Origin of the sequence: Streptomyces tendae, assembly GCF_014650435.1 — a bacterium.
Classification (GTDB): domain Bacteria; phylum Actinomycetota; class Actinomycetes; order Streptomycetales; family Streptomycetaceae; genus Streptomyces; species Streptomyces tendae.
Map to the genome: position 1 here is coordinate 39,129 of NZ_BMUY01000015.1, position 25,262 is coordinate 64,390.

A 25,262-nucleotide genomic window follows, 5' to 3' on the forward strand; every position below is an offset into this window, starting at 1 on the left:
TGGGAGCGCTCCCAAGCGGGCAGGATGCTGCGGTGACAGCGACTCCCTCCGTACGCCCCTACCGTCCCGCCGACGCCCCGGCCCTCGACGACATCTGCATCCGGACCGCGCACAACGGCCGGGACAGCCGGCCCGTGTACGCCGACCCCGCCGTCCTGCCGGCCATCTTCGCCGCGCCCTACGTCCACCTGGACCCCGACCTGGCCTTCGTGCTGGACGACGGGCAGGGCCGAGCGGTCGGCTACATCCTCGGCACGGCGGACACCGTGCGCTTCGCCGCCGAGTTCCGGGCGAAGTGGCTGCCGAGGGTCGCCGACCGGTATCCGGCCCCGCAGGGACCGCCCGGCACCCGGACCCCGGACGAGGTCATGGCCGGACTGCTGCACGACCCGGAGCGCATGATCGTCCCGGAACTGGCCGCCCACCCCGCCCATCTGCACATCGACCTGCTGCCCGACTGGCAGGGACAGGGCCACGGCCGGACCCTGATGCGGACGTTCTGGCGGGCCCTGCGCGAACGCGGCGTCCCGGCCGTCCACCTGGTCATGGCAACGGCCAACACCCAGGCCAGGGCCTTCTACGACCGCCTCGGCTTCCACGAGATCGCCGCGGCGGGCCTCGACCCCGCCGACGTCACCTGCCTGGGCCGTACGACGCAGGACACGCAGGACGCGGGGAACACGGGGCACGCGCAGGACGCGAAACGGACCTGACGGCGGACCGGCCGGACGGGGGGTCAGTCCCCGCCCAGCCGGTAGACGTTGAAGGCCCGTCGGATGACCGGCTGCGCCACGTTGCGCACCCGGACCCCGCCCGCCGTCATCCCGTGCTCCGCGCCCAGGTGGGCGTGTCCGTGGACGGCCAGATCGGCGCCGGCCGTGTCGATCGCCTCCGCCAGCAGGTAGCTGCCGAGGAACGGATGGATCTCCGGCGGCTCCCCGGCGAGCGTGTCCGCGACGGGGGAGAAGTGGGTCAGTGCCACCCGCGCCGCGCAGTCCCTCTGGTCCAGCTCCTTGAGCGCGGCGTGCAGGGAGTCCGCCGAACGGCGGGTGGTCCGCACGAACTCCTTCATCACCGGCTCGCCGAACTCACCGGCGCTGCGTCCCACGAACCCGCCGCCGAACCCCTTGGTCCCGGCGATCCCCACCCGGCCCCCGGCGCACTCCACGACGGTCGCCTCGCCCTCCAGCACGCTGACTCCGGCGTCCCGGAGGATCGCGGTGACCTCCTCGGGCCGTTCGTCGTGGTGGTCGTGGTTCCCGAGGACCGCCACCACCGGCACCGGCAGGTCCCGCACCTCCCGGGCGACCACCCGCGCCTCCTGGGGGGTGCCGTGCCGGGTCAGGTCCCCGGCGAGCAGCAGCACGTCGGCGCAGTCGGACAGGGTCTCGAACGCGGGCCGCAGCAGCCCTTCGCTGTCGGGTCCCATGTGGATGTCCCCGACGGCGGCGACGCGGATCGTCACAGCTCCTCCGCATGGTCCGGGCGCGTGGCCTCCGCCACCACGACGTCGGCGTGCACGGTCAGCCCGGCCAGCTCCTGACGGGCCAGGCGCAGCACCCTCTCGCGGCACTGCGCCGAGGGCACCGTCCCGGTGAGCGCGACCGCCCCGGCCCGGACCTCGGCACGTACGCCGAGTTCACCGAGTTCCTCCGCGGCGAGCCGGTCCTGCAGGTGCGCCACACGGTATTCGACGTTCTGGACGCCGGGGTCGCTCATCGCGGACCCTCCTTCGAGACGGTGGCCGGGGGACCGGCCGGAGGGATGATCTCCAGCCGTTCCAGGATGAAGAAGAACGCGGCGGGCATCGGATCGTCGCCGCAGTCTCGGCGCAGCGCCGCCCAGTCGATCTTCTCGCGCAGGGTGCGGGCGATCGGCAGTACCGCACCGAAGTCGCAGTGGTGCTCCGAGAAGGCCGCCAGCAGACCGCGCAGCAGGTCGGTCGGCGACAGGACCGGCATCAGGACCGAGTCGACCGACAGATCCCGGGCCCGGTCCAGCAGAGCCGTCGTGACCGGCTCGTGCGCCAGCTCGAAGATCAGGTCGACCTGCTGCCCCAGGCAGTCCGCCTTGAGCAGCCAGTCCTCGGGTGGCGTGTAGACCGTCAGCCCCGCTTCCCGCAGCGTCGCGGCGACGGCGTCGGCGTCCTCGGGGCGGATGCAGAAGTCGACGTCGTGCTGGAGGTTCTGGGTGCCGCCGTGGGCGTACACGGCGACGCTGCCGGCCAGCGCGAACGGGTGCTCCGCCTTCTTCAGGGTCGAGCCCACCTGCTTGGCGGCCTGGAGAATCGCCTGATTGCGGTCGAGCGGGAGATCCTCGTGAGGTGCCTCGCGCCGGGGCACGGGGCCGCTCTCCCCGTCGGACGGGTGCAGCTCGGAGACGCCGGCCCGTCGGCCGGTGGCGTGATCGTCGGCGGGCTGCCTCATCGCTGTCCCCTTCCCGGGCTGTCGCCGTCGGCGGAACGGACCGGACCGGCCCTCCCCTTCTGGCGAGGCGGGTACCCGGCGCCGTACCGCCGACACCGCGGCAGGTGCCGGTGTGAGGCGTGCGGGGATCGCGGGCACTCGGCCGGCATGAGCGACGAGCGGATGCGACAGCGGACCGACTCCGCCGACCGCCGGACCGTGGAACGGCTGGTGGCGGCCTGGCTGGCCGAGACCGAGCGGCACGATCCCGAGGCCGCCGGCGAGGCCCGCGACGGATGGGAACGGGACGCGCTGTCCGACCGGTCCGCCCAGGACCTGGCCACCTGGGTCACCGCCAGGGTCACGGACACCGGCTTCACCGAGGACGAGGGCCCCTACGTGGCGGGCCCCGTGCGGATCACCCCGGCGGACAAGGACACCGTGCACGCCTGGCTGCGCGCCCGCGGGCACGCCGTGTGAGGCGGACACCGGTGCCGCCTCACGAAGGCGGCCGCCACTCGAACATCAGCAGCGTCGCGTCGTCCCGCAGCCGGCCCTCCTGCATGGCCAGGATCGAGTGGATCAGCCGGCGCAGGGACTCCGGCGCCAGTTCACCGCCGGCCGTGGCCCGGATGACGTAGTCGGCGAAACGTTCCAGGCCCAGCAGCTTGGCCTCCCGGGTCCGGGCCTCCACGACACCGTCGGTGTACATCAGCACCCGGTCCCCGGGCACCAGCGAGATCTCGTGCGTCCGGCGCGCGTGCGGGCTGAGCAGGGACGGCATGCCCATGGGCGGGTCGGCGTCGCGCTCCATGGCGTCGATGATCAGCCGCTGGTCGCGGATCAGGATGGGCGCGGGATGACCGCAGTTGGCCCAGCGCAGCACGCCGGTGACCAGGTCGAGCTGCGCGATGACCGAGGTGCAGAACTTGTCCGGGAGCCAGCTGGACAGCGCCTCGTCCACGCCGCGCACCAGCTCGGGCAGGTCGGCGCCGGTGCGCCGGGCGTTGCGGCTGGCCGCCAGCGAGACCGTGCTGGTCAGTCCGGAGGCCAGGTCGTGCCCCATCGCGTCCAGGACGGCCACGTGCAGGGTGGTCTCCGTCAGTGCGTGGTCGAAGGCGTCGCCGCCGATCTCGTAGGCGGGTTCCAGCACGGCCGTCGACACGACGTCGCCGTTGCCTATGGTGCGTGGCGGCAGCAGGGCGCGGAGCATCTCGGCGGGCAGCTGCATGCGCTCGGTACGGGTGCGCCGCACGAAGGAGTCCTCGTAGAGCCGCTTGGATGTGATCATCATGGCGAGCAGCGAGGCGAGCGCCCGGCCGCGGGTCAGCGAGGAAGCGGTGAGGGCCGTCTCGTGCACGGCCAGGACGCCGAGCCGCTCCGCGCCGTCCAGCAGCGGGAACCAGGCGATGATGCCGCCGCCCGCCCCGGACTCCTCCACCCGCAGCGACTGGGTGCGGTACGCCCACCCCGCCAGCGAGCCGTCGACCGGGACCGTCGGGGCCACGGCCGTCTGGGGGACCAGTTGGCGCTGCTGGAGGTCGACGAGGTAGACGACGGCCTGCCGCAGCCCCAGTGCCCTGGCACAGCGGGCCGTGGCGGTGCGCAGGTCCAGGGTGAGGTGCGCCGGATCGGCGAGGAACTTCCGCAGCCCCGCGTCGTCCGGGTCCGACGTGGACACCTCGTCTCCTCTCGTCGAGAGCCCGCCGGGGCGGGGACGATGCCCAGCAGTCTGGCACCGCCCCTCCTGCCCCGCCCGTCGGGCCGCTCACCGGGGTGGCGCTTCGGTCCCGGCAGAAGGGGCACGCGTCACCTTGTACGCCCCGAGCGCCGAGGAGTGGTGCCGCATGACCGAGTACGAGCGTTCCCGCACCATGCCCGCCCAGCCCGAGCAGGTCTTCGACCAGGCCGCGAACGTGGGACAGCTGGAGACCTGGCTGCCCCGGGACCTGCACGTGGAGCCGGAGGAGCCGCCCGCCGTCACCGTGCACGAGGACCGCACCGACCAGGACACCTCGGCGCTGCTGAGTGCCCGGCCCGAGCAGATGCGGCTCGAGTGGGGCACCCGCGAGCAGGGCAGCTACGCCGGCTGGCTCCAGGTCGCCGGACTCGACAGCGGGGCCAGCGAGGTCACGGTGCACCTGTCGTTCTTCGACGAGGGTCACGACCCGGGACGACGGACGGTGACCGAGGCCCTCGACGGCAGCCTGCGGCGGCTGGAGGACCAGGTGAGGATGCGCACCGACAACGCCGCCGGCTGACCGGGCGTCAGAGGGCCCGTGGACGACGCGTCACGCGGCCACCCGTACAGGGCCGGTTGGCTGATCGTTTGCAGCCCTGGGGGTGTGCGTCGGCCCCGGGCGGCCGAAGCGGCCCTCACCCGAATGGCCCCCGCACACTACTGGTCACGGCCGAACCGGTGTCTCCTGGAGGGTGTCAGCGGCGTCCAGGCTGGGAGGCCGATCATGTACGAAATGTGCGTGGGCCCGGAGAAGGCGGGCGGAGCGTTGGTGTGGCACGTACTGTCCAAACAGGCCGCGGCCACACTTTGCGGACAGCAGCTCCGCGAACGTATCGAGGCATCCGACGGTGAACGGGCGCGTCACTGCCCGGACTGCATGGCTTCGTTCGAGAAGTTGATGGCAACCACACCGTGCTGACGGACCGTCCGCAAGGCGTCCGCCCCGTCGCATCCCGCGGCGGGGCGGACGGCGTACCGGGTCGGCGTGATTGTCGGCTGGGGTCATGGTCATGGATCTGGGCCGCTTCGGTGATCTTTCGACGGGCGGGGCGTCGCGGCCTGCTCCCCGCGGTCCGGCAGCCGGTTGACCGGTGGCGCCCGCATCGCGCCGGTCGCGGACGACGACCACCTGCCGGCGGCGGCCCTGTGGGTGGACTGGGGCTTCGCCTTCGACGACGTGCGCTGCGACACCGGGCTGCTCACCCGCCCGGCGGGCGCGCAGTTCAAGGCGCCCGCCGGGCGGGTGGCTGTCAGCCGGAAGGAAGGCGTCGGCACCGCGGTTGACTCCGGGGCCCGGGTCGGTAATCCGGGAGCGCAGGAAGCTCCCTGACGATCACTCGGTTGGTGCAGTGTCATGGCGGGGAGCCGGGGAAATCGCCGGTCATGCCCCGGCGCACGTCGTCCTCCCGTGCCCGGGGCCGCGGGACGCGCCGCGGCCGGGATCCCCGAGTCGGCCGCGGCGCATCCTCCTTCGGCCGACGAGCGGCTCCCGGCGCCGGGACGATGGGTGTCGGCCGCCGGACCATTTGGGTGTCGTCCCCGATGGCGGTGCAGGGGCCCGGCGTGTGACCGTGGACCGACGCCGCGCCCGGGGGGCTTTCCGGTTGCCGGGGCAGGGCGCGGGCAGGTCCGTCCCGCCCGTTCACGGGCGTCGCCGCGTTGTCCGTCCGTTCCGGGTGCGCCGTGCGCCCCGTGTGCCGGGGCGGTGTCCGGGGCACCGCCGCCCCGGGCCGACGCATTCGACCGTCCGCTGCCCGCCTGCCCGCCTGCCCGCCTGCCCGCCTGCCCGCCTGCCTGCCCGTCTGTCTGTACGCCGGACCGCCCGAGTGTCCGTCCGCACGACCGCCTGTCCGCCGACGCATCCCCGAACGACGACGCATCCCCGAAGAAGGAGAACCCGCATCCATCCCCGTCAAGTGAAGCCCTCCCGAACCTCCGCGCGGTCGAAGGCGGTGACCCGTGGGACACGCTGACACCCTGCTCGCCATGGGCGGTGCCTTCGTCGCCGCCGCGTTCCTCGCCCGCCTCGGCGGGAGGATCGGACTTCCGACGATCCCGCTGTTCATGCTCGCCGGCATCCTGCTCGGCCCTCACACCCCGGGCTTCGTCCTGGTGGAGGACGCCCACGACTTCGAGATGCTCTCCGCGCTCGGACTCGTGCTGCTGCTCTTCTACCTGGGTCTGGAGTTCCACCTCGACGACCTCAAGAGCGGCGGCAAACGGCTGCTCACCGCCGGGGGCATCTACCTGCTCCTGAACGTCGGCGCCGGACTCGGCTTCGGCTTCGTCCTCGGCTGGGGCGTGCGGGAGGCGTTGGTGCTGGCGGGTGTGCTCGGCATCTCCTCGTCCGCGATCGTCACCAAGATCCTCATCGACCTGGGCCGGATCGGCCGTCCGGAGACCCGGCTGATCCTCGGTGTCATCGTCGTGGAGGACATCTTCCTCGCGCTGTACCTGGCCGCCCTGCAGCCGGTGATCTCGGGCGCGCACGGTGTCGCCGAGATGGCACTCCAGGCCGGCAAGGCATTCGGCTTCCTGCTGGTACTGGCCGCCGCGGCCCGCTACGGCACCCGGCTCGTGGGCCGCCTGATCGAGACGCGGGACAACGAACTGCTCGTCATCAGCTTCCTCGGCGCCGCGGTGCTCGTCGCCGGCGTCTCCGAAGTCCTGGGCGTCGCCGACGCCATCGGCGCCTTCATGGTCGGTCTCATCCTCGCCGGCACCCCCTCGGGGCCGCGGATCCGTGAACTGGTGCACCCGCTGCGCGACGCCTTCGCGGCCATCTTCTTCTTCGCCTTCGGACTCGCCATCGACCCCGGCGACCTCGCCTCCGTCGCCGGTCCGGTGGCCGCGGCGGCGGCACTGACCGTCGTCATGAACATCGTCGCCGGGCTGTGCGTCGCGAGGGTCTACCACTACGGTTCCGAACCGGCCGCGGAGATCGCCACCACCCTCGTCGCCCGTGGGGAGTTCGCGCTGATCCTGGCCGCCATGGCCGCCGGCGCCGGACTCGACGCCCGGCTCGCCCCCTTCATCGCCGGATACGTGCTCGTCCTCGCCGTCCTCGGCCCCGTGGTCGCCGGACGCGCCCACGTACTCGCCGCCGGGCTGCGCGCCGTCGGCGGACTCCTGCCCGGGGGAAGGGCGTCGGCCGCCGTGCCGGGTGGCGAGACCCGCGCGGAGACGGAGGGGGACGGCCGCCCGGAGCCGGACCCGGTGCCGGTGTCGGCCCGCGCCGCCTCCGGGGGGCCGTCGTCCTCCCCGGAGCACACCGAGGCGGAGCGCTAGCCGGGGGACGGGAGGACCGCGGCCGGAGCACGCGTAGACCGGAGTACGCGCAGACCAGAGCGCGCGAAGACCGGAGTACGCGATGACCGGACACTGGAGGACGCGAGGTCCGGACGGCCGGCGGGCCGGGGCGGGCAAGTCGTACGGCGGTGGCTGCCCGGCGGTGCCCGTGGGTGGCCGGGCCTCGCCCCGGGCGGCACGGCGCCGAGGTTCCCGGTGGGACAATCTGCCCAGTGCCGTTGTCCGACGCCGTGGTCGGACGCGTCCGGGACCGGAAGGAGCCGTCAGCATGATCGAGTGGGTGCCCCTGGGCAGCGGTGCCAGACCCGTTCCCCGGCCGGTCGCGGCTCCGCTTGTGTGGGCGGGTGCGTTCGGCGGCGCCCTCCTCCTGGTCGCTCTCCTCAACGGCATCGTGGGCGCGGGGCGTCCGGGACTCGCCCTGGTCGCGCTCTCCCTGCTCGCGGCCGTGCTCGGTCTCTGTGCCCGGTTCACGGCCGCACCGGGGACCGCCGTGCTGTGCTGGCTGTCCCTCAACGGCTTCGCCATACCGCCGGCCGGCACGCTCACCTGGGCCGGCCGGCGGGACGCGGTCTGGCTGGCCTGTCTGCTCGGCGCGGCCCTCGTCGGCACGGCGCTGGCCCGTCTGGTCCACGCGCGGGCCGCCTACCGTCGGCTGACCACGGCGACGGGACTCGACGCGCCGGAGCCGGGGACCGGTCCCGGCGACGTCTGAGCAGCCGTCCGGCACGGCGAGGCGACCGGGCCCCGGGCACCGCGGCCGGGGAGGGCCGGACCGTGGACCGGACCGGCCCTCCCCACCGTCGGCGCGTCAGGCCGTAGGCGGGTCGGGCCATACGCAGGGTCGGGCCATACGCAGGATCAGGCCGTGTGCAGAGTCAGGCCGTAGCGGTTCAGGATCTCGTTGACCGGCTGGTACCAGGTCTCACCGCCGCTGGAGCAGTTGCCCCAGCCGCCCGAGGTGACGCCCTGCGCCTGGTCACCGCTGATGAAGGAGCCGCCGGAGTCGCCGCCTTCGGCGCACACACTGGTCTTGGTCAACTGGTGCACCACCGAGCCGTCGCTGTAGTTGACCGTCTCGTTGTGGGCGAGCACGGTGCCGCAGTGCCAGTGCGTGGTGGACCCGGAGCGGCAGATCGAGGCACCGACGGGCGCCACGTTCGAACCGCGCACGAGCTGGTCGGAGACCGTGCCCCAGCCGAGCACGACCGGCACCGTCCACCAGCCGCTGCCCACGCTGACCCACGCGTAGTCGTTGTCGGGGAAGGACGAGCCCTGGAACGTGCCGATGTACGAGCGGTCCCAGCCGCTGACCCCGGCGCCGGCCCGGCCGCAGTGCCCGGCGGTGACGAAACCGCCGTGCACCGAGAAGCCGATGGAGCAGCGGACGTTGCCCGTGTAGTACGGGTCACCGCCGACGGTGCCCGCCGCGAAGGTCTGCGGGGCCGACGGCACCGTGCGCACCGTGACCGGCGCGGCCTCGCGGGCCTGCTTCAGGAAGCTCTGGACATCGTTGTCAGCACGCTCGGCCGCGACCACGTCGACGACGACCTTGTTGGTGGCCTGGTCGACGCGCCAGCTGCTCACTCCGGCCGGTGCGTCGAGCCGGTCGACGCGTGCCTTGGCCGCGTCGAGCTGCTGTGCGCTGTGCTCCACTGTGCGGACCTCCGCGCCGGTGGCGCGGACGGCGCGCAGGGTGGAGGGTGCGGCGTCCGAGGTGAGGGCCACCGTCAGCCGTCCGGCGTCCGCGTCGAACCACGAGCCGCCGAAGGCATTTCCGGCCGCCCGGCGCGCCGCGGGCTCGATGCCGGTGGCGTCGCGTTCGGCCGCGAGCCGGTCCTCGGCCTCGGCCCGGGTGAGACCGAAGTCCCGCTGCATGGCGTCCAGCAGACCGGCGGAGGCCGGCTGCTCGGAGGAGGAAGGGGAGTGGGTGGTGGGGGCTTCGGCCGCCGAGGCCGGCAGGGTGCCGACCGCGGTCAGGCTGCCGAGCACGAGGAGTCCGGCCAGGCCGAGGTGCCTGAGTCTGCTGCGTCTCACGGAGTTGCCCTTCGTCGTTCCAGCAAGGTGGGGGTGGAACAGATGGCATGGAACAACCGCGGTTTGAGAGCGCTCTCATCGGGTCGCTTCGAGCTTAGCCAGCCACCCGTCATCAGGTCCATGCCAATGCACGGCCTTTCCCGCGGCCGACTCTCCGCAGCCGGCTCTCCGCGGCCGACCTTCTGCGCTCGACCTTCTGCGCTCGACCTTCTGCGACCGCTCGCCCGCGCCCGGTGAACCGTCCCGTGGGTTGGCCGGTCGTGTCCGGGGCACTCAGGCTGCGTCCTCGCAATGACGGCCGTACGACGGCCACCGGACGTGGGAGGCACGCGTGGCGGTTCGGCACAGGCTCATCCAGGCGACCCCGGAGGCGGTCTGGGACGTCCTCGCGGACGGCGACCTGTACGTGCAGTGGGTCGTGGGGCCCTCGGAGGTCACGCCCAGGGACGGGCAGTGGCCCCAGGTGGGCGCGACGATCGCGTACGAGGTGCGGCTCGGGCCGCTGCGGCTCACCAACGAGTCGGTGGTCAGACGCTGCGTGCCCGGCTCCGAGCTGGAGCTGGAGGCGAAGGCGGGCAGGCTCGGCACGGCCCGCATCGCCGTCGAGCTGCGTCCCTGGGGCGAGCAGTGCCTGGTGATCGTGGACGAACACCCCCTGCGCGGTCCGGGAGGTCTGCTGCACAACGTCGGCGTGGAGGCGCTGATCCAGGTGCGGCACCGGGCCATGCTCGCCAGGCTCGCGAACCTGTGCGAGTCCGAGGCCGGTGACCGGTGCCGTCCCGACCCGCCCGACGCGGTGGGGTCCGTCGAGTACCGTCCGGGAACCGGCCGTGCCTGACGCGGTCGTGGTCGGGGCGGGACCCAACGGTCTGGTGGCGGCGAACCTGTTGGCCGACGCCGGCTGGAGCGTGACGGTCCTGGAGGAGCAGCCCGAGCCGGGCGGCGCGGTGCGGCACGACGGCGAGGTCGCCCCCGGCTTCGTCAACGACCTGTTCAGCTCCTTCTACCCGCTCGCCGCCGCCTCCCCGGTACTCGGCGGACTGCGGCTGGACGAGCACGGGCTGCGCTGGGCGCACGCGCCCCACGTACTGGCCCACCCGCTGACCGACGGGAGCTGCGCCGTCCTGGACCGCGACGTCGCGACCACCGCCGCCTCCCTGGACGCCTTCGCCCCGGGGGACGGCGCCGCCTGGGAGCGGCTGCACGAGGTGTGGGACCGCTACCGGGCCGACATCCTGGACGCCCTGTTCACGCCTTTCCCGCCGGTGCGCGCCGGTGCCCGGCTGGCCCTGCGGCTGCGCGGCGCGGGCGGACTCAGACTCGCCCGCACCCTCGTCCTGCCGGTGCGCCGCATGGGGGAGGAGGAGTTCCGGGGCGAGGGCGGCAGACTGCTCCTGGCCGGCAACGCCCTGCACGCCGACCTCGCGCCAGAGGCGGCCGGCAGCGGCGGCTTCGGCTGGCTGATGTCGATGCTCGGGCAGACGTACGGCTTCCCCGTGCCGGTCGGCGGTTCCGGCGCCCTCACCGGGGCCCTGGTCCACCGGCTGCGCGCCCGGGGCGGCACCCTGCACTGCGGGCGGCGCGTCGAACGGGTCCTGGTCCGCGACCGGCGCGCCGTCGGCGTGCGCACCGCCGACGGCGAAATAGTCACCGCCCGCCGCGCCGTCCTCGCGGACGTCTCCGTCCCCGCCCTCTACGGCGGGCTCGTCGCCCCGGCGGACCTGCCCGACCAGGTCCTCGCCGACGTGCGGCGCTTCCAGTGGGACTTCGCCACCTTCAAGGTGGACTGGGCGCTGGACGGGCCCGTGCCCTGGAGTTGCGAGGACGCGGCGCGGGCCGGCACCGTGCACCTGTCCGACGGTCTCGACGAACTGACCCGGTTCGCCGCCCAGATCGCCATGCGGCAGGTACCCGACCGCCCCTTCTCGCTGTTCGGCCAGATGACCACCACGGACCCGACCCGCTCGCCGCGCGGCACCGAGTCCGCCTGGGCGTACACCCACGTGCCGCACGACGTCCGCGGGGACGCGGGCGAGGAGGGCATCACCGGCAGCTGGGACACCAGGGAGCGGGAACTGATGGCCGACCGGGTCGAACGCCAGGTGGAGCGCTTCGCACCAGGATTCCGCGCGCTGGTCCGGGCCCGCCGCGTGCTCGCCCCGCCGACGCTCCAGGCCATGGACGCCAACCTGGAGGGCGGCGCCATCAACGGCGGCACCACCGCCATGCACCAGCAACTCGTCTTCCGCCCCGTGCCCGGCACCGGGCGGCCGGAGACACCCGTGACCGGTCTCTTCCTCGCCTCCGCGGGTGCCCACCCGGGAGGCGGGGTGCACGGCGCGCCCGGGGCCAACGCCGCGCGCGCCGCACTGCGCCAGCACCGGTTCGCGGGGCTCGCCCGGCTGCAGCGGACCCTGACACGGCGGGACCGGGCAGGTGACCGGCGGTGAGGCCCCGCGAAGCCCTCCAGCAGCCCCGGGGAACAGCGGGACCCGAGGAAAGGGCAGACCGGTGACCGACAGCCCCCTGCAGAACCGCACCGTCGTGGTGACCGGCGCCGCGCGCGGACTCGGCGCCGCCCTGGCCCGCGCCTGCGCACGCCGCGGTGCCAGGCTCGCGCTGCTCGGCCTGGAGAAGCCGCGACTGGACGCCCTGGCGGCGGACCTGCCGACCCCCGCGCTCGCCGTCGAGACCGACGTCACCGACCCCGCCGCGCTGGCCGCCGCGGCCGCCGAGACGCGTCGGCGCCTCGGACGGCCGTCGGTCGTGGTGGCGAACGCCGGTGTCGCGCACGGCGGACCGTTCGCCGGCTCGGACCCCGCCGAGTGGCGCCGCGTCGTCGACGTGAACCTGACCGGCAGCGCCCACACGGCCCGCGCCTTCCTGCCGGACCTGCTCGACACCGCGGGCTACCACCTCCAGATCGCCTCGCTGGCCTCGCTCGGCGCCGCCCCGATGATGAGCGCCTACTGCGCCTCCAAGGCCGGCGTCGAGGCCTTCGCCCATTCGCTGCGGGCCGAGGTCGCCCACCGCGGCGTCGCCGTGGGCATCGCCTACCTCAACTGGATCGACACCGACATGATCCGCGACGCCGACCGCTACCCGGTCCTGCGCGAACTGCGCGCCCACATGCCGCCCCCGGCCCGCCGCACCTTCCCGGCGGACGACGTCGCCGCCCGGCTGGTCCGCGCCGTGGAGCGCCGCCGTACCGCCGCGTACGTGCCGGGCTGGCTGCGCCTGGTCCAGGTGGGGCGCGCGTCTCTGCCGCCCGCGGTGCTGAGGCTCTCCCGCCGCGAGCTGTCCCGGATGGAGGCGGAGGACTCCCTGGGCCCCACCGGTCCGCTGGGCGCGGGCGGGCTCGCCGACCGCGCGGCGGAAACGCGGAGCAGCACGAGGGAGTAGCACGAGGGAGCAGCATGAGGGAGTGGCGCGCGGGACGAGCCCCCGGGCGGCGCGGCCCGTGTCAGTGCGACCCGAAGCGCCGCGCCAAGGCCCGCAGCGGTGCGGACCGGCCCCGGTCGGGCACCGTCCACAGCGTCTCGCCCCGCACGCCCCACCGTTCCAGCAGGGCGCCCGCGGCGAGGAACCCGGAGGTCGCGGCCCGTTCCATCAGCGCCACGGGCAGATCCGTACGGACCAGGTCCCCGGCGACGACGACGGCCGGGTCCGGGGTGCGGACCGTGGGGCGGTCGCGGTAGCCGCCGACGGTGAACAGCGGGCAGTCCGCCCGCCACTCGTGCCGGGCCGCGACCACCCGGGCCCGACGGGTCTCCGGATACACGCGGTGCAACTGGTCGACGAGGTGCTTCTCCTCGACCTCCCGCACGGCCCCCGACGGCACGGCGTACGCGTGGAGTTCGACGACGCAGCCGCCGGTGCGCGCCGCCCAGCGGGCCGCCTCGCCCTCCCAGTGGGACAGCACGCTCACGTTGTCCAGCGAGCCGTACCCGCTCGTGCCGAGGAAACCCGGCCGGCCGGGGGCGACCGGGCGGTCCAGCCACAGCCGGGAGACCAGGAACGGCGGCGCGTTCCGCAGCCGTGCCACCCGTGCCCGCCAGTCGGAGTCGCCCAGGTGTGGCGACCGGCGCACGACGCCCTGCAGCCCGCCGACGTCCATGGCGAGCACCACGGCGTCGTACGGCCGGGCCCCGGCGGCGTCGACCACCAGGTGACCTCCGGACGGACCGGGCCGGACGGCCTCGACGCACGTGCTCGTGCGCACCTCGACCCCGTGCCGCGCCAGATGTCCGGCCAGCGGGTCCCACAGCGCCCGCGGAAAGGGCTCGCGCGGCACGTCGAACAGCAGCCCCTCGCTGGAGCCGAGGAAGTAGATGTGGAACATCAGCGCCATCTCCGCGGCGGACAGCTCGCGCGGGTCGGCGAAGAAGCTCCGGGAGAACACCTCGAAGGCCAGGTGGCGCGCGGCCGCGGGGAAGCGCAGGGAGTCGAGGAACTCGTGGGCGCTGACGTCGTCCAGGCGCTCGTGGACGCGGCGGGTGCGGACGTCCAGGAGCGGAAGGGCGGCCGAGGGCCGCAGGGCCGTCAGGTCGCGCGGCCCGAAGCTGGGGCTCAGGGCGACGAAGGCCAGGGCACTGAACGGGGGCGTGCGCGGAATGCGGCGGAAGCTGTCGCGCAGTCCGCTGCTGTGCCGCAGCGGGTAGTCCGGCAGGCCGGTCAGCATGCCGAGGCCGGGATCGCAGCGGCGCAACAGGGCCCGCAGGTTGTAGTACTGACGGAAGAAGGCGTGGAAGCCCCGGCTCATCGTGGCCGGCGTGCCGTCCGGCAGGGCGATCGTCCGGCCCCCGACCCGGCCGCCGAGCACGGGCTCGCGCTCGTGCAGGACGACCCGCACCCCGCGTTCCGCCAGCGCGGTCGCCGCCGCGAGACCCGCGATGCCGCCGCCGATCACCGCCACCGACGGCGGATCGCCCGCGATGCGCTCCCGACCCGCGGCCGGGCGCAGCACCCTCGCCCGCCGATCCCTCCCCGGCAGCCGCATCCCGCGCCCCTCCCCGCCCCCACCGCGCCGGATCACCGCGCACCGCCGGTGTGCGCGAGGCCACGCCACGGGGCCCCGACCGGCTGCGGGCCGCGACGCCCGCTGCCGTGCTCCCCGAGGCCCGTTCGCCGGACCCACTGGAGAAGGCGGGCGCAAGGGCCCGGTACGGGCACGGCCGACCGGCGGTGGCGGCCCTTTCCGGGGGCGCGAGCGGGGGCGGTGGTCGATGGGACGGCGGGCGGCAAGGGCATCGGGGGCTCCCGGAGAGGTCGGCGCTCAGCGCGGGTGGAGGTGGCGGCGTCGCAGCCACGGCAGTTCGGCGGCCGTGCGCAGCATCGGGAGGACGGGGACGCGCAGGCCGACCGCGAGGTCCTCGTACAGCCGCGACCGGCCGTCGAGGAAGCGCAGCAGCCGATCGGCGGGTACCCGGTCGAACAGCCGGAAGAAGAGGTCGGGTCCGTCGACCCGGCCGGTGTCCAGCGCGCGCAGCAGCACCGCGTCCATGAGCCGGGCCCGAGCCGGATGCGGGGGAGGGGGCACCGGACGGCGACCCGCGCGCACCGCACGGGCCACGGCCTCGGACTGCCGTTGCACGGCGGCGAAGGTGTAGCCGGTGGACGCCCGGGTCGCGCCGCCCGCGGCACCGATCCGGAAGATCCGGTCGCAGCCGCCGGCCCGCCGGTCGAACACGGCGTCGGTCATCGGGATGACCCCCTGCTCGGTGGACAGCACCTCCATGGCACCGGTGCGCAGGACGCGGCGCGTGTAGTCCTCCAACGCGTGGTCGTACGCCTCGGTCGTCAGGGGCGCCGGACCGAACTCGGTGTACTCCACCAGCGCGGTGTGCCGTCCGGTCGGCAGCACGTAGCCGAAGGACAGGCCCCGCGCCGGTTGCGCGGTGCGGAAGTCCATCAGGTCGACGGCCTCCGGGTCGAAGACCGGCCGCTCGGTGCGGACGAACCAGCCGCGGAAGTGCTGGAGCAGACGGGTGCGGGCGGCCGGCAGCCGCTGAGGCGGGCGGGAGTCGAAGACCCAGCGGGCGCGCAGGTCGACCGCGGCCCCCGCGGCGTCCGCGGCCGCCACCCGCACGCCGGCGTCCGGCAGCGCGGTCACGGCCCCGACGGTCGCCTCGACGCGCCGCAGCCCCGGACGGTCCTTCAGGTCCCGCTCCACCAGCGCCTCGAAGTCGTCCGAGCGGATCATCTTGTAGCGGGTGGGCGCGAGGTGCCGCCGGACGACCCTGCCGTCCCGGCCGCGTACCCGCAGCCACTCCCAGGACGCCGTCGCCGCACGGTCGAAGCGGCCGGGCCCGGTCTCCCAGAAGCACCAGGTGCGACGCGGCGGCCGCAGCGGTCCCGGCGGCGGATCGACCAGCACGACGGAGGACACCGCACCGGGTGACGGCCGCGCCGGGAGCCGGTGCGCCAAGGAGAGGCCGGCCGCCCCCGCACCGACGACCACGATGTCCGCGTCCAGCACGCCCGCCTCCTTCCCGTCGGTCCGCTCCTCCGGTTCGATCCGGTTGCACAGGGTTCGCCCTGGTTCGCTGGTTTGCTCTGACTCGCTCCGGTCCGGCGGAGTATTCCGCCCGGCGCCGTCCGCGGACGCACGGCGCGCTGGACGGCGCGGCACGGGTACCCGCCCAGGGACGCGATACCGCCGGGCGGGTGACTGCCCGGCGGGAACCGGCCCCGGTGGCGTCGCGCCGGAAGCGAAGGGGGAAGGCATGACGCCGACCGGACGAGAGGACCCGCGATGCGCCCCACCACGGCCGACCACGGCAACCACCGGCCGGACGAACCGCCCGTGGACGGGGGCGCGCGATGACGCGAACGGTGCCCGGCCGCACCGACCACGTCGTGGTCGTCGGGGCCGGGCTCGCCGGGCTGTCCGCCGCCCTGCACCTGCTGGGCGCGGGCCGGCGGGTCACCGTCGTGGAACGCGAACCGCTGCCCGGCGGCCGGGCCGGGCGGCGTGAACTCGGCGGCTACCACCTCGACACCGGTCCGACCGTCCTGACCATGCCGGACCTGGCCGACGAGGCCTTCGCGGCCGTCGGCGAGCGGCTGCGCGACCGCGTCGAACTCCTGCGGCTGCACCCCGCCTACCGCGCCTGCTTCGCCGACGGCACCGCCCTGGACGTCCACACGGACGCCGACGCGATGGAGGCGGAGGTGGAACGGTTCGCCGGGGCCCGGGAGGCGGCCGGGTACCGGCGGCTGCGCGACTGGCTCGGCCGGCTGTACGGCGTGCAGATGCGCCGGTTCATCGACGCCAACTTCGACTCTCCGCTCGGCCTGCTCACCCCCGACCTGGCCCGGCTCGCCGCCCTCGGCGGCTTCGGCCGCCTGGACACCCGTATCGGACGGTTCCTGACGGACGAACGGCTCAAGCGGGTCTTCTCCTTCCAGGCCCTGTACGCCGGCGTCGCACCGGCCCGCGCGCTGGCCGCCTATGCCGTCATCGCCTACATGGACACCGTCGCCGGCGTGTACTTCCCGCGCGGCGGCATGCACGCCCTGCCCCGCGCCATGGCCGGTGCCGCCGTCGACGCCGGGGCTGACCTGCGCCTCGGACGGGACGTCACCCGTCTGGAGCGCTCCGGCACCCGCGTCACCGCGGTCGTCACCGACCACGAGCGCATCCCGTGCGACGCCGTCGTCCTCACCCCCGAACTGCCCGTCGCCCACCGGCTGCTGGGCCGCCGCCCGCGCCGCCCCCTCGCCCTGCGGCACGCGCCCTCCGCCGTCGTCCTGCACGCCGGCACCACCCGTACCTGGCCGCACCTCGCCCACCACACGCTCTCCTTCGGCGCGGCGTGGCGCCGGACCTTCGACGAACTCACCAGGACCGGCACCCTCATGACCGACCCGTCCCTGCTGATCACCCGGCCCACCGCCCACGACCCCGCCCTCGCGCCCGAGGGCCGCCACCTGCACTACGTCCTCGCGCCCTGCCCCAACACCGACATCGGCCCCGGCGCCCATGCCTGGAGCGACCTCGCGCCGCGCTACCGCGACCGGCTGCTCGCCACCCTGGAACGCCGGGGGCTGACCGGCATCGCCGCCGCGGTCGAGCAGGAGTGCCTGGTGACACCGGCCGACTGGACGGCACAGGGGCACGCCGCCGGCACCCCGTTCTCGGTGGCCCACACCTTCGCCCAGACCGGGCCCTTCCGCCCCCGCAACCTGGTGCGCGGCACCGACAACGCCGTCCTCGCGGGCTGCGGCACCACCCCCGGCGTCGGCGTACCGACCGTCCTGGTCTCCGGGAAGCTGGCCGCCGCCCGCATCACCGGAACGCGGGCCCGCCCCGCGGCGGCCGGGGGCGGGCACCGATGACGAGCCGGGAACTCGACGCGGCCGGCATCACCGATCCGCGGCTGCGCGCCGCCTACACCCGCTGCCGGCTCCTCAACGCCCGCCACGGACGCACCTACTTCCTGGCCACCCGCCTCCTGCCCGCCGACCGCCGACCGGCCGTGCACGCCCTGTACGGGTTCGCGCGGTGGGTCGACGACATCGTCGACGACACCGGGGCCCAGGCAACGCCGGCCGAGCGGGCCGCCGCACTCACCCGCCTCGACCGACTGCTGCGGCGGGCGCTCACCGGCGGCGGACCGACCGAGGAGCCCGTGGTGCTCGCCCTGGCCGACACCGCCGACCGGTACGCCATCGAACCGGCGCACTTCACCGACTTCATGGCCTCGATGCGCGCCGACCTCACGGTCACCGACTACGCCACCTACGCCGACCTGCGCGCCTACATGCACGGCTCGGCCGCCGTCATCGGCCTCCAGATGCTGCCCGTCCTCGGCACGGTGACCGCCCGCGCCCTGGCCGCCCCGCACGCCGCCGCCCTGGGCGTCGCCTTCCAGCTGACCAACTTCCTGCGGGACGTCGGCGAGGACCTGGACCGCGGCCGGATCTACCTCCCGGCCGACCTGCTGGCCGCGCACGGCGTCCACCGGGACCTGCTGCTCTGGAGCAGGCACACCGGTCGCCGCGACCCGCGCATCCCGGCCGCACTGCGGGCCGCCGAGGACCTCACCCGGGCCGTCTACCGCGAGGCCGAGCCCGGCCTCGCCATGCTCGACCCCGTCGCACGGCCCTGCATCCGCACCGCGTTTGTGCTCTACCGGAACATCCTCGACGCCATCGCCGAGGGCGGGTACGCGGTCCTGCACCGGCGCGCGGTCGTGTCCCGCCGGCGCCGTGCGAGCGTCGCGGCCGACGGACTGGCACGGGTCGTGTCCGCCCGGCTCGGCGCCCGTCGTGCCCGCACACCCGCGCCGGCGCCCTGCGGTGCCCCCGACCCGAAGGAGCCCGGATGAGCACGCACCCCCGCCCGCGCCGGGGGCGCCTCCCCCTGCGGCTGCGGCGCCACGCGGTCCCCTGGCAGCACCAGCGTCCGACCTGGCGCCAGGCGCGCCCCGCCGTCATCGCGGGCGCCCTCGCACGTGCCCTGGCACGCCCCTCGGGCAACTGGTACGTCCTCGGTGCGAGCACCGACGTGGGCCCACAACGTCCGCTGTCCGGCACCGTCCGGGGCGTCGAGGTGGTCGTCTGGCGGGACGCGCGGGGACGCCTGGTGGGCGGCCCCGGCGCCTGCCCCCACCTCGGCGCCCCGCTGGCCGACAGCCGCCTGCGGTGCGGCACGCTGGTGTGCCACTGGCACGGACTCGCCCTGGACGGCGGCCCCTTCGCGGGCTGGGAACCCCTGCCGGTGCACGACGACGGCGTCCTGGTGTGGGTACGGCTGGACACCGTGGGGGACGAGCCCCCGACCGCGGCGCCCTTCGTACCCGCCCGGCCGCCCCGGGAGACGGCCCTGACGTCCGTGTGGCGCGGGGTCGGGGCCTGCGAGACCGAGGACGTCGTCGCCAACCGGCTCGACCCGTGGCACGGAGCCTGGTTCCACCCGTACTCCTTCGTGGACCTCACCGTCGTCGAGGCCCCCGGCGAGGCCCCGCACGACGAAGGGAGCGGCGACCGCTTCCTCGTGGACGTCTCCTTCCGGCTGACCGGACGTCTGGTAGTCCCCGTACGGGCCGAGTTCACCGCACCCGAACCCCGCACCGTGCTCATGCGCATCACCGACGGCGAGGGCACGGGGTCGGTCGTGGAGAGCCATGCCACGCCGCTCGGACCCGACGGGAGCGGCCGGCCGCGCACCGCGGTCGTCGAGGCGGTGCTCGCCACCTCGGACCGACCCGGCTTCCTGCTGGCCCGCCGGCTGGCACCGGTCCTGCGCCCGCTGATGCGCGCCGCCGCCGGCCGCCTGTGGCGCGACGACCTCGCCTACGCCGAACGGCGCGGAGACCTGCGCGCCCGCGGCCTCTTCCCCGGCTGAACGGAGCGGCACCGGCATGCAGACCTTCCTGCCCCATCCCGGCTTCCGGGACTCGGCCCTCGCCCTGGACCGCCGCCGCCTGGGCAAGCAGCGGGTGGAGGCGCTCCAGGTGCTGCGCGGCCTGACCGTCCCCGGCTACGGCTGGCGCCGCCATCCGGCGGTGCGGATGTGGGCGGGCTACGAGGAGGCACTGGTCCGCTACGGCCTGGACGTCTGCCGGGTCTGGCGCGAACAGGGCCACCAGGACAGTTGCGCGGCCTCACTCGTCGCCGGGCTCGCCGAGGTCCGTCCGGGCGAGCCGGTGCGCGACCAGCCCGAGCTGGCGGCCGCCGGGGAACTGCCGCCCTGGCTGGGCGACACGGCCTTCCACCGCAGCCACCGCTCGGCGTTGGTGCGCAAGGACCCCGCGGTGTACGCCGACCTGTTCCCCGGGGTCCCGGACGACCTGCCCTATGTGTGGCCGCGTTCGGACCGGGAGCGCGGGGAGGCGGGCGGTGACGACGCGTAGCCCGGTCAGGTCTGCTGTTCGCCGGCGAGTTCCTTCATGTCGACCGTCTCGTCGGCCGGCGGCTGCTGCGGGTTCACCGTCTCGCCGTAGTCGCTGAACGTGACACCCCCGGAGTTCCTGCCGCCCTCGGTGGTGGTCTTGAGGATGTACGGCTCGCCCTCAGTGGCGACGTAGAGGGTGAGCTTCTCGCCGCCGGAGGTCTCCTTGGTCAGCTTCAGGGCCTCCTCGCCGTTCACCTCCGTCGTGGAGTCTCGCTTCATGCCCTGGCGCTCGGACTCGTCCTCGTCCATGGCGGCGACGAAGCCCTGCTTGTCGCAGACCCCGGCGGTCGTGGCGTCGTTCGCCGGCATCTTCACCCACTTGTCCCGGAGCTTCGGCGCCATCTTCTCCGCCGCGCCGGGCTGCTGCTTCAGGGCGGTCCGCCAGTACTGCTCGTCGCCGCGCAGGTAGAGGGTCGCGTCGGTGTGCCGCACGTCCGCCCTGGTCTCGCCGGCGCCGATGCTGCCCTGGCAGTTCTTCTCCTGGTCGACCGAGACGTCGATGGTGACGGTGCTGCCGTCGTCCAACCGGGTGTCGCCCTTCACGTGCATGGACTTCGCCTGCCGGGTGGCCTCGACGGCCTTCGCGGCGATGTCGTCGGCGCTCTGCCCCTCGAACGGCTTGCCCTCGTCACCCGAATCACCCCCGCAGCCGGCCAGTAAGGCGACGGAGACGCTCGCGGTCGCCACGACGGTTGCCACTTTGCCGGTACGCACTGCAGTTCCCTCCACATGTCTGAACATTGCCGTCAAGTCCCTTGATCAGCCGATGTGTTGACACCGGGACCTTCCGACTACCCCCGATCGTTGTGACATGCACGTGATGGAGAAGTCGTGACGAGCCGGTGAGTGCGCCTGTCCCCGATTGGTCCCCTACAACGCACGCGCATTGGACCCCGTGGCGGGCCGCCGTGCTCTCTAGCGTCGTCGCCATGAACGCCACCACCACGCGCGGGTCCCTGCTCGCCGCGCTCGCCTGTGTCCTCGTCGGAGGGTCCTTCACCGCCAACAGCCTGCTCGGCGACTACCCGTACGCGGGCGGTCAGTTCCTGCGCTACGGCCTGGCCTTCCTGCTGCTCCTGCCGTTCGCCGCGCCCGGCGCGGCGGCCCGGTTGCGGGCGCTCGGCGCCGGGCGGTGGGTGCGCCTCGCGCTGCTCGCGGCCGTCGGCATGGTCGGCTTCAACCTGGCCGTCCTCGCCGCCGAACGCACGGCGGAGCCCGCGGTACCCGGCGTCTTCGTGGGCTGCGCTCCCGTGGTGGTCGCCGTCCTCGTCCCCCTCCTGGAGGGCCGCCGACCGCAACGGGCCGTTCTGTACGGGGCGCTGTTCGTGGCCGTGGGTGCCTTCACGGTCCAGGGCTGGGGGCGCACCGACGGAGCGGGCATCGCCTTCTCCGTGTGCGCGCTGGCCGGCGAGGTCGGCTTCGCGGTGCTGGCCGTGCCCGTACTGCGGCCCCTGGGCCCCCGGCTGCTGTCCACCGTGGTGTGCGGTATCGCGGCGGCCGAGTCGGCGGTGGTCGGCGTCCTGGCCGACGGGGCCGGGTGGCTGCGCCGGCCGGACGCGGTGGAGGCAGGCGCGCTGCTGTGGCAGGCGGTGGTGGTCACCGTCGTCGGCTTCGTGTGCTGGTACATGGGCATGCAGCGGATCGGGGCCGAGCGCGCCACCCTGTTCTCCGGGCTGATCCCGGTCGCCGCCGCCTGCACGGCACCGCTCGTCGGCACCGGCTCCTACGGCGCCGCCCAGGCCGTGGGCAGCGCCCTGGTCTTCGCCGGGGTCGCCGCGGGGTCGGGCGCGGCACTCCCGCTCGTGCGCGGACGGCGGCCCGCAGCGCGGCGTCAGCGGGCGCCCGAGCGGTCCTTGGAGAAGCTGTAGAGGTCCTTAGAGGTGGTGATCAGCTCGCGCTGCTCCTGCCGGGAGCCGACCATGGGCTGCGAGCCGCGCAGCGGCACCTGCGCGCTCTCGGGCAGGAACCGCACCGTCACCAGGCCGATGGCGCCCGCGACCATCAGGTAGTAGGCGGGCATCAACTCGTCGCCGCTGATGCTCACCAGCGCCTCCGCGACCAGTGGTGTGGTGCCGCCGAAGGCCGCCACGGCGAAGTTGAAGCCGATGGCCATGGCGGCGTAGCGCACCGCGGTCGGGAACAGCGCCGGCAGGGTCGCGGCGCTCGGCGCGGCGAAGCAGGCCAGCAGAGTGGACAGCAGCAGCACCCCGGCGACCGGCGCCCAGACGCCGTCCGACTTCAGCAGCAGGAACGCCGGGACGGCGAGGACGATCATCGCAGCGGCGCCGGTCGCGTACAGCGGGCGGCGGCCGACGTGGTCGCTGAGCCGGCCGAGGAAGGTGATCAGCAGCACGATCCACACCATGCCGATCAGTACCAGCACGTCCGCGAAGCCGCTGGAGCGGTCCAGGGTCTCCGTCTGGTACGTCGGCAGGTAGCCGGTGACCATGTAGTTGGTGACGTTGTAGAGCAGCACCAGGCCCATGCACACGAGCAGCGGCCGCCAGTGCTCGCGCACGATGGTCTTGAACTCGCTGCCCGCCGACTCCTGCGCCAGCCCCTTCTCGTGCTCGTCGAGCTGCTGCTGGAAGGCGGGCGACTCCTCCAGCTTGAGCCGCATGTACAGGCCGATGACGCCGAGCGGACCGGCGATCAGGAACGGCAGCCGCCAGCCCCAGTCGAGCATCTGGGCGTCGGTCAGCGACAGGTTGAGGACGGTGACCAGCGCCGAGCCCAGGGCGTAGCCGACGAAGGTGCCGAAGTCGAGCCAGCTGGAGAGGAAGCCCCGCCGCCGGTCGGGTGAGTACTCGGCGACGAAGGTGGTGGCACCGCCGTACTCGCCGCCCGTGGAGAAGCCCTGGACCATCCGGGCGAGCAGCAGCAGGATCGGGGCGGCGATACCGATGGTGGCGTAGCTGGGGATCAGACCGATGGAGAAGGTGCCGAGGGCCATCATGATCATGGTGGTGGCGAGCACCTTCTGGCGCCCGATCCGGTCCCCGAGCGGCCCGAAGACCAGGCCGCCGAGCGGGCGTACGACGAAGGCCGCGGCGAAGGTGGCGAAGGAGGAGATGACCTGGGCGGCCGGGGAGGCGCCCGGGAAGAAAATCTTCCCGATGGTGGCGGCCAGATAGCTGTAGACGCCGAAGTCGAACCACTCCATGCAGTTCCCGAGCGCCGAGGCCCCGACCGCGCGCCTGAGCAGCGGTGCCTCGACGACCTGGACGTCCTCTTCCCGAAAGGCCCGCCTGGTGCGGCGGAGCCGGCGGGCCAGCTCCTCGCGCACCTGCCGCGGCAGGTGCGCGACCGTACTCGGCATCTTCGCCCCGCGCGGGGGCCCGGACCCGCCGTCGGGCTTCGCGTCCACCACGCCGTCGCCTCTCCGTCGCTCCGCCACGATTCGCCTGAGCGAATTCTGTGCAGGAACCCGGGGTCGGCGCATGCCGGGGGCGGTGCTCAGGGCTGTACGGGCATGCTCCAGCAGTTGGATCCTGCGGGCTCGCCGGAGAGCCGGTCGGTGAGCCAGGAGATGGCGTTGCCCTGGTCGGTGAGCAACGGGGCGAAGTGGTTGAGCAGGCCGCTGCCCACGCCCGGCAGCAGCACGGGGACGTAGGTCACCTGCGCGCCCTTGCCGCACCAGTCGACGGCCAGTCGGCGGGCCTGCCCGTGGGGGACCAGGTCGTCGCTGGTGCCGGTGGCCACCCGGACCGGTCCCGCGGGCTTGAGCGAGCCTATGCGCTGCTCGGCGAGGAAGGTCTGCAGCATCGGCTCGGCGCGGATGACGTCGCTGATCGACTGCCCGGTCTTCGTCCAGTCCGTACTGCTGTCGCCGCCGTACCCGAAGAGCGCGTCGCCCACGCACATGGTCGACAGGTCCTTCAGCGCCTCCTGGCCCGCCTCGTTGATGTACCGGTCGGCGATGGGCCGCAGGGCCGGCTCGGTCTGCAGGAAGCCGTTGAGCGACCAGCCCAGGGCGCCCGCCAGGTCGCTGCCGTCTATCGCCTTCGTCACCTCGGTGAGGTCGGCGGGCGGGGCACCGGCATAGGTGCCGGCCAGCTGGACGTCCGGGGCGTAGGAGGGCTGCAGTTCGGCCGCGGCCGCCGTGGCACCGCCGCCCTGGCTGTACCCGAACAGACCCACCCGGGACTCGGAGGTGACGGACGCCGAGTCCAGGGCGCGCGCGGCGCGTACGGCGTCCAGTACGGCGTGTGCCCCGTCGACACGGTTGACGTAGGTGTGCAGCCGGTCGGTGGTGCCGAGGCCGACGTAGTCGGTGACGACGACGGCGACGCCGCGCAGTAGCAGCCGGTAGACCGACAGGTCCTCGTAACCGACCGAGACCGTCTGCCCGTTGAGCTGCAACGGGTGCTCCAGGGCCATCGAGGCGGCGCACTGGTCGCCCTGGCCCATGGTGCCGGGCGCGACGGCGACCAGCGGACGCGGCCCGTCGCCGCGCCACTTCGCGGCCGGTTCGATGTAGGCGCCGGTCACGGCGACCGCCTCGCCGTTCGCGTCGGTGGACTTGTACATGAGCCGGGTCGCCCGGCCGGGGAGCGGGCCGTCGATGCCCGGCAGGCTGAGCGCCAGGGGGAGCGGTTCATGGCGGATCAGGGTGCCGTCCGCGCCGGGGAGTTCGGACGGCGGGGTGTAGAAGGCGGGGATCTCGACGCCGCGGGACGTCGTGGTCGTCGAGTCGCCGGCCGGGCCGTCGGCCGCCGCGGCCGGGACGGCCTGGGCGCCGAGGGCGAGGGCGGCGACGATGGCCGCGGCGAGCGTGCGGGGACGTGGGGGCATGGCGAACCTCCTGGGGAAGGGCCGGATCCGGTCGTCCGCGGTCCCGTGGGGTCGAGGCCGTGGTCGCGCTGCTCCTGTG

Annotated in this window: 24 protein-coding genes; 14 read left to right on the forward strand and 10 right to left on the reverse strand. The window is 74.3% G+C overall.

Annotated elements, in window-relative coordinates; translation table 11 throughout:
* Positions 1 to 32 precede the first annotated feature (32 nt).
* Positions 33 to 713, forward strand: a complete 681-nt coding sequence (locus IE258_RS32135) for a GNAT family N-acetyltransferase (RefSeq protein WP_189749240.1) — start codon at positions 33 to 35, stop codon at positions 711 to 713.
* A gap of 23 nt (positions 714 to 736) precedes the next feature.
* Here the strand turns inward: IE258_RS32135 and IE258_RS32140 are convergent, their stop codons facing one another.
* Genes IE258_RS32140 through IE258_RS32150 form a run of 3 tightly spaced genes read right to left on the reverse strand, consistent with a single transcriptional unit; the run spans position 737 to position 2,426 of the window.
* Complete coding sequence (locus IE258_RS32140; protein ID WP_189749241.1) at positions 737 to 1,465, reverse strand: metallophosphoesterase family protein; 729 nt, start codon at positions 1,463 to 1,465, stop codon at positions 737 to 739.
* Positions 1,462 to 1,719, reverse strand: a complete 258-nt coding sequence (locus IE258_RS32145) for a BON domain-containing protein (protein WP_161378368.1) — start codon at positions 1,717 to 1,719, stop codon at positions 1,462 to 1,464. Before IE258_RS32145 ends, IE258_RS32140 begins: the two co-directional genes overlap by 4 nt.
* Complete coding sequence (locus tag IE258_RS32150; protein WP_189749242.1) at positions 1,716 to 2,426, reverse strand: nucleotidyltransferase family protein; 711 nt, start codon at positions 2,424 to 2,426, stop codon at positions 1,716 to 1,718. Before IE258_RS32150 ends, IE258_RS32145 begins: the two co-directional genes overlap by 4 nt.
* Positions 2,427 to 2,573: 147 nt before the next feature.
* On the opposite strand from IE258_RS32150, the gene IE258_RS32155 reads away from it, so the two are divergent.
* On the forward strand, positions 2,574 to 2,885 hold the full coding sequence (locus IE258_RS32155; RefSeq protein WP_159330133.1) for a hypothetical protein: 312 nt from the start codon (positions 2,574 to 2,576) through the stop codon (positions 2,883 to 2,885).
* A 19-nt stretch (positions 2,886 to 2,904) separates the two neighbouring features.
* Here the strand turns inward: IE258_RS32155 and IE258_RS32160 are convergent, their stop codons facing one another.
* Complete coding sequence (locus IE258_RS32160) at positions 2,905 to 4,056, reverse strand: PP2C family protein-serine/threonine phosphatase (protein WP_373309963.1); 1,152 nt, start codon at positions 4,054 to 4,056, stop codon at positions 2,905 to 2,907.
* A gap of 196 nt (positions 4,057 to 4,252) precedes the next feature.
* Between IE258_RS32160 and IE258_RS32165 the strand changes: the two genes are divergently transcribed.
* The 4 genes from IE258_RS32165 to IE258_RS32180 all read left to right on the forward strand — a co-directional run bounded on the left by IE258_RS32165 (position 4,253) and on the right by IE258_RS32180 (position 8,167).
* A complete protein-coding gene (locus tag IE258_RS32165) occupies positions 4,253 to 4,666 on the forward strand; it encodes an SRPBCC family protein (RefSeq protein ID WP_189749244.1) in 414 nt (137 codons plus the stop codon).
* 564 nt (positions 4,667 to 5,230) lie between these two features.
* Positions 5,231 to 5,476: a hypothetical protein gene (locus tag IE258_RS32170; protein WP_189749245.1), complete on the forward strand. Its 246-nt coding sequence runs from the start codon at positions 5,231 to 5,233 to the stop codon at positions 5,474 to 5,476.
* 629 nt (positions 5,477 to 6,105) lie between these two features.
* Positions 6,106 to 7,434: a cation:proton antiporter gene (locus IE258_RS32175; RefSeq protein WP_189749246.1), complete on the forward strand. Its 1,329-nt coding sequence runs from the start codon at positions 6,106 to 6,108 to the stop codon at positions 7,432 to 7,434.
* Between the two features lie 289 nt (positions 7,435 to 7,723).
* Positions 7,724 to 8,167: a hypothetical protein gene (locus IE258_RS32180; protein WP_161379157.1), complete on the forward strand. Its 444-nt coding sequence runs from the start codon at positions 7,724 to 7,726 to the stop codon at positions 8,165 to 8,167.
* 146 nt (positions 8,168 to 8,313) lie between these two features.
* Here IE258_RS32180 and IE258_RS32185 read toward each other — a convergent pair whose 3' ends face one another.
* Positions 8,314 to 9,489, reverse strand: a complete 1,176-nt coding sequence (locus IE258_RS32185; RefSeq protein ID WP_189749247.1) for a S1 family peptidase — start codon at positions 9,487 to 9,489, stop codon at positions 8,314 to 8,316.
* A gap of 331 nt (positions 9,490 to 9,820) precedes the next feature.
* Here IE258_RS32185 and IE258_RS32190 point away from each other — a divergent pair, with 331 nt between their 5' ends.
* The 3 genes from IE258_RS32190 (at position 9,821) to IE258_RS32200 (ending at position 12,891) form a co-directional block, all read left to right on the forward strand.
* Positions 9,821 to 10,327, forward strand: a complete 507-nt coding sequence (locus tag IE258_RS32190) for an SRPBCC family protein (protein WP_189749248.1) — start codon at positions 9,821 to 9,823, stop codon at positions 10,325 to 10,327.
* Positions 10,320 to 11,939, forward strand: a complete 1,620-nt coding sequence (locus IE258_RS32195) for a phytoene desaturase family protein (protein WP_189749249.1) — start codon at positions 10,320 to 10,322, stop codon at positions 11,937 to 11,939. Before IE258_RS32190 ends, IE258_RS32195 begins: the two co-directional genes overlap by 8 nt.
* Before the next feature lie 61 nt (positions 11,940 to 12,000).
* The gene (locus tag IE258_RS32200; RefSeq protein ID WP_189749250.1) at positions 12,001 to 12,891 is read left to right on the forward strand and encodes an SDR family oxidoreductase; all 891 of its coding nucleotides are present in this window, start codon (positions 12,001 to 12,003) and stop codon (positions 12,889 to 12,891) included.
* A gap of 61 nt (positions 12,892 to 12,952) precedes the next feature.
* On the opposite strand, the gene IE258_RS32205 is transcribed toward IE258_RS32200, so the two are convergent.
* Complete coding sequence (locus tag IE258_RS32205; protein WP_189749251.1) at positions 12,953 to 14,488, reverse strand: FAD-dependent oxidoreductase; 1,536 nt, start codon at positions 14,486 to 14,488, stop codon at positions 12,953 to 12,955.
* Between the two features lie 276 nt (positions 14,489 to 14,764).
* Positions 14,765 to 15,967, reverse strand: coding sequence for a lycopene cyclase family protein (locus IE258_RS32210; protein WP_189749252.1), 1,203 nt, complete (start codon positions 15,965 to 15,967; stop codon positions 14,765 to 14,767).
* 344 nt (positions 15,968 to 16,311) lie between these two features.
* Here IE258_RS32210 and crtI point away from each other — a divergent pair, with 344 nt between their 5' ends.
* From crtI to IE258_RS32230, 4 genes are read left to right on the forward strand one after another with little or no spacing between them, the layout of a single operon-like run.
* Positions 16,312 to 17,829, forward strand: a complete 1,518-nt coding sequence (gene crtI, locus IE258_RS32215; protein ID WP_189749253.1) for a phytoene desaturase family protein — start codon at positions 16,312 to 16,314, stop codon at positions 17,827 to 17,829.
* Entirely contained in the window at positions 17,826 to 18,821 is a 996-nt protein-coding gene (locus IE258_RS32220; RefSeq protein ID WP_189749254.1) for a phytoene/squalene synthase family protein, read from the forward strand. Before crtI ends, IE258_RS32220 begins: the two co-directional genes overlap by 4 nt.
* The gene (locus IE258_RS32225) at positions 18,818 to 19,840 is read left to right on the forward strand and encodes a Rieske (2Fe-2S) protein (RefSeq protein WP_189749255.1); all 1,023 of its coding nucleotides are present in this window, start codon (positions 18,818 to 18,820) and stop codon (positions 19,838 to 19,840) included. Before IE258_RS32220 ends, IE258_RS32225 begins: the two co-directional genes overlap by 4 nt.
* A 16-nt stretch (positions 19,841 to 19,856) precedes the next feature.
* Positions 19,857 to 20,348 (forward strand): MSMEG_6728 family protein, encoded by a 492-nt coding sequence (locus IE258_RS32230; protein ID WP_189749256.1) that lies wholly within the window; start codon positions 19,857 to 19,859, stop codon positions 20,346 to 20,348.
* A gap of 5 nt (positions 20,349 to 20,353) precedes the next feature.
* Here the strand turns inward: IE258_RS32230 and IE258_RS32235 are convergent, their stop codons facing one another.
* Entirely contained in the window at positions 20,354 to 21,103 is a 750-nt protein-coding gene (locus IE258_RS32235; protein ID WP_189749257.1) for a hypothetical protein, read from the reverse strand.
* Between the two features lie 215 nt (positions 21,104 to 21,318).
* Between IE258_RS32235 and IE258_RS32240 the strand changes: the two genes are divergently transcribed.
* Positions 21,319 to 22,257, forward strand: coding sequence for an EamA family transporter (locus IE258_RS32240; RefSeq protein WP_189749258.1), 939 nt, complete (start codon positions 21,319 to 21,321; stop codon positions 22,255 to 22,257).
* Here IE258_RS32240 and proP read toward each other — a convergent pair.
* Both proP and IE258_RS32250 read right to left on the reverse strand, forming a co-directional pair.
* Positions 22,221 to 23,708 (reverse strand): glycine betaine/L-proline transporter ProP, encoded by a 1,488-nt coding sequence (gene proP, locus IE258_RS32245; protein WP_189749417.1) that lies wholly within the window; start codon positions 23,706 to 23,708, stop codon positions 22,221 to 22,223. The genes IE258_RS32240 and proP overlap by 37 nt on opposite strands.
* Positions 23,709 to 23,845: 137 nt before the next feature.
* On the reverse strand, positions 23,846 to 25,183 hold the full coding sequence (locus tag IE258_RS32250) for a lipase family protein (protein WP_189749260.1): 1,338 nt from the start codon (positions 25,181 to 25,183) through the stop codon (positions 23,846 to 23,848).
* Positions 25,184 to 25,262: the final 79 nt, after the last annotated feature.